Annotated in this window: 13 protein-coding genes; 8 read left to right on the plus strand and 5 right to left on the minus strand. The window is 39.5% G+C overall.

The annotated features are described in order from the left end of the window. The first annotated feature begins 2 nt into the window (after positions 1-2). From RCJ95_RS11935 to ptsP, 3 genes are read left to right on the plus strand one after another with little or no spacing between them, the layout of a single operon-like run. Positions 3-707 (plus strand): glucosamine-6-phosphate deaminase, encoded by a 705-nt coding sequence (locus tag RCJ95_RS11935; protein ID WP_221680859.1) that lies wholly within the window; start codon positions 3-5, stop codon positions 705-707. Further along, entirely contained in the window at positions 704-970 is a 267-nt protein-coding gene (locus RCJ95_RS11940; RefSeq protein ID WP_221680860.1) for an HPr family phosphocarrier protein, read from the plus strand. The genes RCJ95_RS11935 and RCJ95_RS11940 overlap by 4 nt, the downstream gene beginning before the upstream one ends. Next, positions 967-2,679, plus strand: coding sequence for a phosphoenolpyruvate--protein phosphotransferase (gene ptsP / locus RCJ95_RS11945; protein ID WP_221680861.1), 1,713 nt, complete (start codon positions 967-969; stop codon positions 2,677-2,679). Before RCJ95_RS11940 ends, ptsP begins: the two co-directional genes overlap by 4 nt. A 47-nt stretch (positions 2,680-2,726) precedes the next feature. Here ptsP and RCJ95_RS11950 read toward each other — a convergent pair whose 3' ends face one another. Together RCJ95_RS11950 and RCJ95_RS11955 are read right to left on the minus strand one after the other, a co-directional pair. Then, positions 2,727-3,392: an HAD family hydrolase gene (locus tag RCJ95_RS11950; RefSeq protein WP_257522508.1), complete on the minus strand. Its 666-nt coding sequence runs from the start codon at positions 3,390-3,392 to the stop codon at positions 2,727-2,729. A gap of 71 nt (positions 3,393-3,463) precedes the next feature. Further along, the gene (locus tag RCJ95_RS11955; RefSeq protein ID WP_257521901.1) at positions 3,464-4,231 is read right to left on the minus strand and encodes a sporulation protein; all 768 of its coding nucleotides are present in this window, start codon (positions 4,229-4,231) and stop codon (positions 3,464-3,466) included. 111 nt (positions 4,232-4,342) lie between these two features. Between RCJ95_RS11955 and RCJ95_RS11960 the strand changes: the two genes are divergently transcribed. From RCJ95_RS11960 to RCJ95_RS11970, 3 genes are all read left to right on the plus strand, one after another. Next, the gene (locus RCJ95_RS11960; RefSeq protein ID WP_221680864.1) at positions 4,343-5,197 is read left to right on the plus strand and encodes a LysR family transcriptional regulator; all 855 of its coding nucleotides are present in this window, start codon (positions 4,343-4,345) and stop codon (positions 5,195-5,197) included. A gap of 76 nt (positions 5,198-5,273) precedes the next feature. After that, positions 5,274-6,008: an urease accessory protein UreH domain-containing protein gene (locus RCJ95_RS11965; protein WP_257521902.1), complete on the plus strand. Its 735-nt coding sequence runs from the start codon at positions 5,274-5,276 to the stop codon at positions 6,006-6,008. 41 nt (positions 6,009-6,049) lie between these two features. Further along, a complete protein-coding gene (locus RCJ95_RS11970) occupies positions 6,050-6,370 on the plus strand; it encodes a YnfA family protein (RefSeq protein ID WP_004229297.1) in 321 nt (106 codons plus the stop codon). Positions 6,371-6,414: 44 nt separating this feature from the next. Here RCJ95_RS11970 and RCJ95_RS11975 read toward each other — a convergent pair whose 3' ends face one another. The 3 genes from RCJ95_RS11975 to RCJ95_RS11985 form a co-directional block, all read right to left on the minus strand. Continuing rightward, positions 6,415-7,179, minus strand: a complete 765-nt coding sequence (locus RCJ95_RS11975) for a class I SAM-dependent methyltransferase (protein WP_313150065.1) — start codon at positions 7,177-7,179, stop codon at positions 6,415-6,417. A gap of 217 nt (positions 7,180-7,396) precedes the next feature. Next, positions 7,397-8,773, minus strand: a complete 1,377-nt coding sequence (gene nhaC / locus RCJ95_RS11980) for a Na+/H+ antiporter NhaC (RefSeq protein WP_221683135.1) — start codon at positions 8,771-8,773, stop codon at positions 7,397-7,399. A 101-nt stretch (positions 8,774-8,874) separates the two neighbouring features. After that, a complete protein-coding gene (locus RCJ95_RS11985; RefSeq protein ID WP_221683136.1) occupies positions 8,875-9,636 on the minus strand; it encodes a sulfite exporter TauE/SafE family protein in 762 nt (253 codons plus the stop codon). A 390-nt stretch (positions 9,637-10,026) separates the two neighbouring features. Between RCJ95_RS11985 and RCJ95_RS11990 the strand changes: the two genes are divergently transcribed. Both RCJ95_RS11990 and RCJ95_RS11995 read left to right on the plus strand, forming a co-directional pair. Then, a complete protein-coding gene (locus RCJ95_RS11990) occupies positions 10,027-10,647 on the plus strand; it encodes a DUF47 domain-containing protein (protein ID WP_446722351.1) in 621 nt (206 codons plus the stop codon). 15 nt (positions 10,648-10,662) lie between these two features. Continuing rightward, entirely contained in the window at positions 10,663-11,679 is a 1,017-nt protein-coding gene (locus tag RCJ95_RS11995; protein WP_004229076.1) for an inorganic phosphate transporter, read from the plus strand. Position 11,680: the final 1 nt, after the last annotated feature.

Raw genomic sequence — 11,680 nt, forward strand, 5'->3', positions numbered from 1 at the left:
TGGTGAAAGTAAAAAGATTTTCCTCAATGGATGATTTATATTCATATGCAGTAGCAACTATTTCGGAAGCCAAAAATAATGGCGCCACAACGTTCGGATTAGCTACTGGTGGAACAATGGAACCGCTATATGCTAAAATTTGTAAAACAGATATTGATTTTTCACATTGTATTAGCTTTAATTTGGATGAGTATGTTGGGCTTGAGGCAACTCATAAGCAAAGCTACGCCTATTATATGAACAAACATTTATTTAATCAAAAACCATTTTTAACATCGTATTTACCAGATGGATTAGCAGTAGATCCTCTAATGGAAACAGCTCGCTATGAAGGATTGTTGCAACAATATCCCTTAGATTTCCAACTGCTTGGTATCGGTCAAAATGGTCATATCGGCTTCAATGAGCCTGGTACGTCATTTGCTTCTTTAACACATCTTGTAACACTCGAAGAATCTACTCGTCAAGCTAACGCGCGTTTCTTTTCATCCATTGACGAAGTGCCAACACAGGCCTACACGATGGGTATTCAATCGATTATGCGGGCAAAATGCATTTTGTTACTCGCAGTGGGAGAAGCTAAGCGTGAGGTGTTAGAGCGTTTACTGGCATCTGATTATACAGAAGACGTACCTGCAACTGCTTTATCGAAACATCCAAATGTGATGATTTTAACAGACTTACAAGAAGAGGAGAATAAATTATGAAAACACAACAATTGACAGTAGTCGATCCTTTAGGTATTCATGCACGACCAGCGAGCCAGCTTGTGGCAAAAGCAACACCGTTTGCTTCATCTATAGAAATACGTACAGAAGAAAAAGCCGCTAATTTGAAATCAATCTTAGGTGTGATGGGATTAGCCTTAAAGCAAGGTTCACAATTTACACTAGTGGTAGAGGGGGAAGACGAAGAGCAAGCATTAGCAGCACTAACGACACTCATCACGGAAATGGGGCTTGCACAATGACACAACTCACTGGTATTGCCGCTTCAGACGGCATTGCCATTGCGAAGGCATATCGTTTCGTCCAACCAGATTTAACATTCGCTAAAACAACTATTCATGATATCGAGGCAGAGCAGCAACGTTTAGCAGCCGCTCTTGCCAAAGCAGAACAAGAACTAGTTATCATTCGACAGCAAACATTCGAAAAATTTAGTGCAGAAGAAGCCGCAATTTTTGAGGCACATTTATTAGTGGTTCATGATCCCGAATTACTTGGGCCTATCAATCAAAAAATTGCGGACGAAGCGGTGAATGCGGAGTATGCATTGCATGAAGTATCCTCTATGTTTGTGGCATTATTTGAAGGTATGGATGACGAATACATGAGTGCCCGAGCATCAGATATTAGAGATGTGACAAATCGCATATTAGCACACTTACTCGGTGTACATATTCCAAATCCAAGCAATATGAACGAACAGGTAATTATCGTAGCGAATGATTTGACTCCTTCAGAGACAGCCCAATTAGATCGCAACTTTGTTCTCGGTTTTATTACCGATATTGGTGGGCGAACATCCCATTCGGCCATCATGGCTCGTAGCTTAGAAATCCCAGCAGTCGTAGGAACAGGGATTGCTACGACAACAATTCAGGATGGCGATTATTTAATTGTTGACGGTTCGACGGGTCAAGTCCTAGTGAACCCAAGTGCCGAAGTGATTGCAGACTATCAGGAAAAGGCACAAAATTATCGGGCACAACAGGCGGAATGGTCTACTTTAGTGAATGAGCAAACCGTTTCGAAAGATGGCGTGCATGTTGAGCTAGCGGCTAATATTGGATCGCCAAGTGATTTGGATGGGGTATTGCGTCATGGAGCAGAGGGAATTGGCTTATATCGAACAGAGTTTTTATATATGGGCCGAGAAAATTTGCCATCTGAGGAAGAACAATTTACAGCGTATAAAACGGTCTTGGAAGGTATGAAGGGCAAGCCAGTTGTTATTCGAACACTGGATATCGGTGGCGACAAGCACCTGCCGTATTTACCTGTGCAAGAAGAGATGAATCCATTCCTTGGTCACCGTGCCATTCGTCTATGTCTTGACCAGCAGGAGTTATTCCGCACACAATTGCGTGCACTACTGCGAGCATCTGTCTACGGAAACTTAAAAATTATGTTTCCTATGATAGCGACCATTCAAGAATTCCGTGCGGCTAAAGAAATTTTGCTTGAGGAAAAAGAAAAGCTGATAGCAGGAGGTATTGCAGTAGGCTCTTCCATAGAGGTCGGGATGATGGTTGAAATTCCTTCGACAGCCGTAATGGCAGATATTTTTGCAAAAGAAGTGGATTTCTTCTCCATCGGCACAAATGATTTAATTCAATATACAATGGCGGCAGATCGGATGAATGAAAAAGTTTCCTATTTATACCAACCCTATAACCCAGCCATTTTACGTTTAATTCAAATGGTCATTAAAGCTGCCCATCAAGAACAGAAATGGGTAGGAATGTGTGGAGAAATGGCTGGCGATGAGCATGCTGTGCCACTTTTGCTAGGCTTAGGCTTAGATGAGTTCTCCATGAGTGCTACGTCTATTCTAAAAACGAGGGCCTTGCTAAAGCAATTATCTGTCCCAGAGATGCAGTCTTTAGCAACAGAGGCATTACAGTTAGCGACAGCTGAAGAAGTACTGGAAAAAGTAAAGAAAGCTGTGAAATAAATTAGAACAATAACCCATCTACCAACAAGTAGATGGGTTATTTAGCATTATTGGCTGAAAGAGTTAATGAATAATGGTATTTCTAATAAATCCTCCACGATGGCATCCGCTTCAACATCGTCCCATTGTTTATCCTTTTTCCAAATGCCCTTCATTCCCACATGTTGAGCACCTTTGACATCATTCACAGGATGGTCGCCGATAAAAACACATTCATGAGGAAGGACATTCAGCTTTTCGATGGCATTTAAAAACAGTTGAGGATCGGGTTTTTTCATTCCTGCCCATTCAGAAACTAAAATGACATCAAAATAATGTTCAATTGCTAATGCCTTTATAGTGTCCATCTGAAAATGCCCATAGCCATTCGTAATCATGCCTAAAGCCAACTGGTCCCTTTTCAATTGTTCTAGCATAGGGATAACGTTAGGAAAAGGGACACAGCTATATTTAAATTCGTTTAGGTAATCTTGAAGAAGCTCTTCCCACGTAATATGAGCAAGATGAAATTCTTTTACTAATTGCTGGTAGACATGGTCCTTCCAAACGTAGCCTCGCTTATCTAGTTGGATAAAGCGAGTTATATACTGTTCTTTTGAAATACTACCTAATACCGCCTTTAATCGCTCATATTGCTGCTCAATGAAGAGTTCCACAGATGCATCTCTATTTAATAATGTTCCGTCTAAATCAAATAATGCTGCTTTCATCACCATCTTTTTCACCCTCCTATTTGATCATAAAAAAGTAGCTGAAGTTAGGCTTCAACTACTTTGTTAGTCCATTAGGCGTGTTTTGAAATGATTTGCTGAAGCTTTGCTTGCAGTGTCGGTAGGTCATGCATCGTAACCGTTGTGCGAACATAGCTTTCATCCATATCTAATGCTTCAGCAAAAAAGCTACCAATGCCTTTTACTTTGCGATCAATTTGCATTAAAATCTCTGCAGAATGGTTGGATTGAGAAAGGAAAACTAATTCAAGCTCATCTAAATGGCTTCTATATTGTCCAGTGGGTACAAATTCAAATTCTTGGACAAATGGATAGTAGCCTCGGAAGCGTGAAGGAGCTTGTTCACATTCAGCTTCACGTAAACGGAAACCTAATCCACGAATCGCATCTAATATATGACCTGCTAGTGCTGTTGGCTCGACACGAATATAATCCTTATCACTCGGATCGACGGCATTTTTAATATCAAGGCCCGTTTGAATCCATACCTGTGTTTTACCTGCACTAATCGGTGTTTCAAATGGCAATGTTAATGAAATTGGGAAGACTTTTTCCTCGCCTGCGCCCAGTGTGAAAGGCTCTGTTACTTTGACCTTCTGCAGTGTGGCAACCTCTGTATGTTTGTGATCATTCGACTCACGGATATACGTCGTATTGACGGATAGGTAAATCGTGTCGACCTGTTGCTCAACTTGACCGCCTCGCACAATGATTTCCCCCTGCATGACCTCTCCAGCACGATAAGTATCCTTCTCCAATCTTGTATCCACTGTTGCTGAACCTATACCAATACTTGCTAATGCTTTATGAAAAAAAGACATTTTTCATTCCTCCTACTGACATCGTTAGCTATACATACGCTTATGATGAAAAAAGGTTTCAAGACTTACAAATTTTTCGTTATACTAGTTGAAAACGAAAGAGGGATGGCGATGGAAACAGAGTGGCTACGCACATTTATCGTGGCAGCACAAACAGAAAACTTTCGAGAAACGGCTGAAAAACGATTTATTACACAATCGACTGTAACGAAGCATATCCAGCATTTAGAAAGGGCATTGCAAACCCCGTTATTTGATCGACAGAGCAAACAGGTTACGTTAAATCGGCAGGGTGCTTATTTTAGTCAGCAGGCACAAAAAATCTTGTCCGCTTTTGATGAGGGGCTTCAACAAATGGATTCCTTCGTAAAAGGCTACACCGCTAAGCTTACGCTTGGCGTTGCTCCGCAAATAGCGAATTCAACATTACCAGCTATTATCACAGCATTCCAGCACCGAAAGCCAACTACTCAGGTAGTGATAGAACTTTTAAAATCCAATGAAATCGGGGAAGCGGTATTTACGGGTGTAATCGATATTGGCTTATCCAAATTAACCTCAACTCGTGAGCTTCACACGGTGATGCTCGCACAAGAACCATTGCATTTAATTGCTCCTATTGGTAAAAAGGAATTAGATGCTTTCACTCTTTTACGGCAGGAAACACTTCTCACACATGAATATGCGCCCTATTGGCAGGAAGTACAACAGGTGCTACAGCAATTTACCAGCCATCAAACAATGCATATTAATCAAACAGAGGTGATCAAGCATTTCGTCAAGCATGGTCTTGGTATTGCCTTGCTGCCTAAGAGTGTGATTGAAGCGGATTGCCAGCAACATCTTCTACATAGCTATTCAGTAAAAGAATTTTCTCATATTGTATCGGATACTTACTTGCTTACAAAGTATGTCTCAGCTGATTATGATGATTTTTTAGTAGCGTGTAATAGCGTGTATGAGTAAAGCCGTTTTCTGCACGGTTTTTTCATAATGTACCTTTATACTATTTTAGTAGAAATAATAGATAGAGGGTGTTTAGGTGTATAGTGTATTGTCCAGCATTAGTCAGTTGATTAGTGAACCGCTTACGCAATTTGTACAAGGCTATGAGCATTCTGCCCTGATGATGGCCATTCTTCTTGGCTTAATAGGCGCCTTTGCTCCATGTCAGTTAACAGGTAATATGAGTGCCATTACATTTTATGGCAATCGAACACTTCAAAAGAGCAGTAATTGGCAAGAAATTATGTTTTTTATTGTGGGGAAAGTGGTTGTTTTTAGTGCGCTTGGCTTTTGTGCTTGGCTTTTTGGACAATCATTTGAAACAAAGATGACCGTTTATTTTCCAATCTTTCGTCAGGCTATGGGGCCGATAATGCTACTAACAGGGCTGGTGCTAATTGGTTTATTCAAATTAACCTTTTTACAACGCTTAACATTGCTGCTGCCGCCTGTAGTAAAAGAGGGGAAAATCGGCTCGTTCTTAATGGGTGCTAGTTTTTCTATAGCCTTTTGTCCTACTATGTTTGTCTTATTCTTTGTGTGGTTAATGCCCCTTGTGGCGAGCACTTCCTATGGGTTGCTTTTACCTAGTATTTTTGGCGTAGCTACCGCTGTACCGCTTATCATCATGCTTCTGTTGATCTATGTCTTTGATGCCAAGCGCCTTATCCTACGAAAAAGTATGAAGATGGGAAGGGCTATTCAAATGACAGCAGGTATCCTATTAATTTTAATCGGAATAACGGACACTATTACATATTGGGGCATGTAAGACATGTATAATAGAGTCAAAACGAGAAAGAGAGTTACAGTATGATCGCTATATTATTATTTATTCTTGCGGGAATTGGTGAAATAGGTGGGGGCTATTTAATTTGGCTTTGGTTACGAGAGGGCAAACCTTTTTATTGGGGCATTATTGGCGGTATTGCACTTGCTCTGTACGGTGTTGTTGCAACATTCCAGTCCTTTCCTACCTTTGGCAGAGTTTATGCAGCCTATGGTGGGGTATTCATCGTGTTGTCTATTTTATGGGGGTGGGGCATTGATGGCAAAAAGCCCGATCATTTAGACTTTATTGGCGCAGGGATATGCTTAATAGGCGTCATTGTGATATTGCTGCCTCGCTCTTAGCATGGAAAAAAGGTTACTACAACAGAATAGTAACCTTTTTTAATCTATTTTTTACGAGCAATAAAGCGCAGACGATAATAATCAATGACCCATTCATTCTGTTGAAAACACGTTGGCTTTAATAATTCCTCACATGTCGTATAAACCTGTTCTTTCTCATCCGCCTTTAAGTGTTGTAGAAGATTTTCACTAAACATAACCAACCAGTTGCGAAGCCCATCCTGCCCTTGAAGTGGTGTAGGACGTTTATAGAGTGTGATATTCTCGACCTCAAAGCCTGCATTTTCTAATTTTGATTGATATTCCTCGACGCTTGGAAAATACCAAGGGAAATAGTGGTCGATATAGGGAAATTGTAAAGATTCCATACTTTTTTGCAGGGCCCAAACGATGGATGCAATATTGCCTTGTCCACCCATTTCAGCAACAAAGCGTCCATCGTTCTTCAGTGCGCCATAGACGTTTTCGATAACTACATCAGGTTCCTTCATCCAATGAAGTGCGGCATTGGAGAAAACAGCATCAAATTGGTGAGAAAAATGCATCGCTGTAGCTTCCATTGTTTGAAAATTTATGGCAGGATATTTTTGCTGAGCAGCTAAAATCATCGTAGCCGACGCATCAACTCCGAGCACAGAAGCTCCAAGTGCTGATATGTCATTAGCCAAATCTCCTGTACCACAACCCACATCTAAAATATGTTCATTTTTCTGCGGCGCTAGTAGATCGACTAAGCTTGTACCCAATTTTGACACGAAATCATGCTTTTCATCATATAAATGAGCATTCCATTTTGTTTTTGTTGTCATCCTATTTCATCTCCTTTAGTAGAGCATAGCAAAGGAGGACAACCATCAGAAATGCGAAAAATCATGAATTTTGATTCCAAATTGGAATGATAGCTTTCTCTATAACAGCTAGCTTTACACGCTATCAAATTTCCGATTCGATGAAAAATGAAGTCCATAAAATTTTTGAGTAAAATTAAAAGGTAGCTGATGTTTTTTCAGCTACCTTTTGTTATGGTTAAAGCTTTGTTAATGTTTTGCCACTCCAGCCAAACAAGATCGTAAGAATTGGTCCAAGTAAACAGAAGAAGGTGAACGGTAGGTAATCAAATGTGGAAATACCGAGGACACTTGCGATAAAAATACCACAAACACTCCAAGGCACAAGTGGGTTGACGACCGTACCTGCATCCTCCATGACGCGTGAAAGGTTTTTTGGTGCAAGACCAACCTTTGCAAATTGAGCCTTAAAGGCCTCACCAGTTAATAGAATGGATAAGTACTGTTCACCGATCAATGTATTGACACCGATGCCAGTGATCGCAGCACCGGTAATAACCGATCCAGCACTTTTAAATAAACTTTGTACCTTCGCTAAAATGCTTTGAATAATGCCTAATGTGAATAAAAGGCCACCCATTGTTAAAGCAAGTAGAACAAGCGCGATTGTAAATAGCATACTATTCATCCCACCACGAGTGAGCAAGGCGTCTACATCTTTATTACCAGTTTGAGAGACATAGCCATCAAACAGAATCTTGAAGATATCTGAAGCGGGAACTGGGTCAAGTAGAGAGCCAAGACCTACTCCAATAATGGATACAACAGCCAATGTAATGACTGCTGGTGCCTTATAAAAAGTCATGATAACGAGAACAACAATTGGCAATAATGTATACCAATGAATAAGTCCTGTAGACAATAAACCTTCTTTAAATTGTTCCACAGTCTCAAAGGATGTAGCAGCTCCTGTTGGCGAAATAATAGCATAGATTACAAAGGAGATAAGAAAAGCAGGAATGGTTGTCCAGCCCATATTTTTAATATGCTCAAAAAGGTCTACACCAACTGTACCAGAAGCAAGATTGGTTGTATCGGATAAGGGTGACATTTTATCACCAAAGAAGGCCCCAGAAACAATCGCTCCAGCAGTAATGGTTAGCGAGATATCCATGGCACCGGCAATGCCCATAAATGCCACACCAACCGTCGCGACAGTTGTCAGGGAGCTTCCAATAGAAATACCAACGATACTACAAATTAAAAACACGATGGCAAAGAAAAAATTTGGCGAAACAGTTAAAAAGCCATAATAGATAAGGGTTGGGATCGTTCCGCCCATAATCCAGCTTGAAATTAAAATGCCGATAAAAAAGAAAATAAAAACGGCGCCAAGTCCAGCGCTAGCACCCGCAATCATACCACCTTCAAGATCGCGAAAGGGTACTTTTTTCAGTAGTCCATAAGCGAGTAAAATGGCAATCACAAGAAAAATCGGGATATGTGGCGTAGCCTTTAAATAGCCAATACTATAAGCCATTATGGCAATAATTAAAATAGTGATAAAGCTTGCCTCAAGAAATCGAGGGTTACTCTTTGCTTCTATTCGAAACATGTGAATCCTCCTAATACATACTTCTGCGCTTCAATGCGGTGAAGCCCAAAAGTATTATAGCACGCTAATATTTTTTGTCAATTGACTGAAAATTGGTGGTCTCAGAAGAGATAATCCCAGGCATTTTTCAAAATCAATAAACATGTCATGACAATAAAAATGACACGCATCATGTTCGTTCCACGCTTCAGCGCAAATTTGGATCCAAGAATTGCCCCAAAGATCATGACAAAGCCCATCGAAAAACCATATAGAAAATGAACTTCTCCTAAAACTAAAAACATGATTAATGCCGCTAAATTTGAGGTAAAATTAAAAGCTTTTGCATTACCAGCAGCTTGGAGGAAATCATAGCCCATCATTAATAGAATAAAAATAAAAAATGAACCCGTACCTGGTCCAAAAAAGCCATCGTAAAAGCCAATAGCCGCAAATGCACCTATAAAGGCTAAATTTTTAGCTGTGCTAAGTACACGCTCTTGATATTGCTGTCCCCAATCTTTTTTAAACATTGTATAAGCAGCTACAAGGACGAGCATAACAAGCATAAGTGGTTTTAAAATAGCAGGGGATACAAGATGGACAGTAAAGGCACCGAGTAAAGATCCTACAAAGATAAAGGGGAGGATTTTTCCAATTTTCTTGAAGTCTACTTTACCTGCACGTAAAAAAGTTAGCATACTTGTACCATTACTAATGGTATTGGCTAGTTTATTTGTGGCAATAGCTGTACTTGGAGGTAAACCAACAGCCATTAATGCAGGTAAGGAGATGAGCCCACCACCTCCAACAATCGCATTTAAAAAAGAGGCGATAAAAGCAAGTAGTAATAATATTGTGAGTGAAAGTAAATCAATATCCATAAATATGCTCCCATCTTTCTTCATCGCGTTTTAACATAGCGTACTGCGAAAGTCAAAAAATCACAATGAAATTCCAACATTTTCATGTAAATTTTGTTTACAATTCCTTAACATTTCACAAGATAAACAAATAAGCAGGAAAAAGTTTATTTCAAGTATTTTTATAAAAATAAAAGAAAAAATGGGCGTTTTTAAAGAAAAAATCGTGATTTTTAATATTTGATTTCCAACGTTTGCAACTTGGAAAATAGCTTGAAAATAAATGTGGCAAATTTTATATTACAGTTTTGTAAAATCAACAGCTAAGTGTTTAAAATTTTGTTGAATTGTGTAAATGTTTTGTTATGATGGTTCAGAAATCGACAATATTTTTTCAACAGGAGGAACAGGATGTTCAACTCAAACAAGCAAGATCCATTTTTTCAATCACTATTAAAAATCGCGAAAAACGTGAATGAGGGTATTTACTATGCTCATAATGCACGTATTCAAGATATAGATGCACTAAAAGAAATCGCAGATACAATGAAGCAATACGAAACAAGTGGCGATAAATTAATCCATGAGCTAATTGTTATGCTGAATAAATCTTTTATGACGCCAATTGAGCGTGAAGATATTTTAGCCTTAGCCAATAAATTAGATGATGTAATTGATGGAATGGAAGGCTGTATTGCGCACTTCAATATGTACAACCTAACAGAAGTAACAGAGCCAATGCGCCAATTCCTCACATACATTGCGAAGAGTACAGATGAAATGGTACAAGCCATGGAACTGTTAAATAGTAAAAAGCTTGTGGAAATGCGTAAACATTCTATTCAAATTAAGGACAATGAACGTGAATGTGATGAAATTTTCCGTTCTTCAATGAAGCAATTATTCATCCAAGAAAAAGACCCAATGCGTTTGATTGTTTTCAAGGATATTTATGAGCAATTTGAAGACATTGCGGACAGCTGTCAAACAGTAGCAAACACAATTGAAACAATAATTATGCGTAATGCATAAGATGGAGTGTACGAAATGGATACGATCTTATTAATCACCATATTAGTCGTTATTTTCGCACTTGTGTTCGACTTTATTAACGGCTTCCATGATACAGCAAATGCGATTGCTACTTCTGTATCTACCCGTGCCTTAAAGCCACGTACTGCGGTTTATATGGCAGCGGTAATGAACTTCGTCGGAGCGATTACATTCGTTGGGGTAGCCAAAGCCTTAACAAAAGATATTGTGGACCCATTTTCTTTAAATGCCTATGATGGCGATATTACAGGTTCTGTTGTGATTTTAGCAGCGTTATTATCTGCCATTACATGGAATTTATTAACATGGTATTTTGGGATTCCATCAAGTTCTTCTCATACATTGATTGGTTCTGTTGCAGGGGCAGCTATTGCCGCAGCAGGATTTGATATTTTGAACTATGCTGGGTTTATTAAAATTCTTCAAGCACTTATTTTTTCACCATTACTAGCATTCGCAGCTGGTTTCCTGATGATGACATTATTAAAGGTCATCTTTAAAGATATGAATTTATATCGCACGAATAAAGGCTTCCGTACAATGCAAATTGGGACAGCAGCCTTACAATCCTTTACACACGGGACAAATGATGCGCAGAAGGCGATGGGGATTATTACCCTTGCGTTAATCGCGGGCGGCCTACACCAAGGAGATGATATTCCTTTCTGGGTACGTTTTGCTGCAGCAACTGCGATGGGTCTTGGTACATCTGTCGGAGGTTATAAAATTATCAAAACCGTTGGCGGTAAAATCATGAAAATCCGCCCAGTAAATGGGGTAGCGGCAGACTTAGCTTCTGCATCGATTATCTTTGGAGCCACTTTAATCCATTTACCAGTTTCTACAACACATGTTATTTCTTCATCCATCATGGGTGTCGGAACAGCACACCGTGTTAAAGGAGTAAAATGGGGGATGGCACGAAAAATCGTTACAACATGGGTCATCACGATGCCAATCTCTGCTGTCATGGCAGCATTGATTTACTATATTTTAAGTTTATTTTTCTAGT

It is taken from the genome of Lysinibacillus sp. BSL11, from assembly GCF_052928325.1.

Excerpts from the sequence above, each read along its gene's own strand:
- RCJ95_RS11995 (WP_004229076.1), top strand. The coding sequence starts at position 10,663 with ATGGATACGATCTTATTAATCACCATATTAGTCGTTATTTTCGCACTT.
- RCJ95_RS11940 (WP_221680860.1), top strand. The coding sequence starts at position 704 with ATGAAAACACAACAATTGACAGTAGTCGATCCTTTAGGTATTCATGCA.
- ptsP (WP_221680861.1), top strand. The coding sequence starts at position 967 with ATGACACAACTCACTGGTATTGCCGCTTCAGACGGCATTGCCATTGCG.
- RCJ95_RS11975 (WP_313150065.1), bottom strand. The coding sequence starts at position 7,179 with ATGACAACAAAAACAAAATGGAATGCTCATTTATATGATGAAAAGCAT.
- RCJ95_RS11990 (WP_446722351.1), top strand. The coding sequence starts at position 10,027 with ATGTTCAACTCAAACAAGCAAGATCCATTTTTTCAATCACTATTAAAA.
- RCJ95_RS11970 (WP_004229297.1), top strand. The coding sequence starts at position 6,050 with ATGATCGCTATATTATTATTTATTCTTGCGGGAATTGGTGAAATAGGT.
- nhaC (WP_221683135.1), bottom strand. The coding sequence starts at position 8,773 with ATGTTTCGAATAGAAGCAAAGAGTAACCCTCGATTTCTTGAGGCAAGC.
- RCJ95_RS11960 (WP_221680864.1), top strand. The coding sequence starts at position 4,343 with ATGGAAACAGAGTGGCTACGCACATTTATCGTGGCAGCACAAACAGAA.
- RCJ95_RS11955 (WP_257521901.1), bottom strand. The coding sequence starts at position 4,231 with ATGTCTTTTTTTCATAAAGCATTAGCAAGTATTGGTATAGGTTCAGCA.
- RCJ95_RS11985 (WP_221683136.1), bottom strand. The coding sequence starts at position 9,636 with ATGGATATTGATTTACTTTCACTCACAATATTATTACTACTTGCTTTT.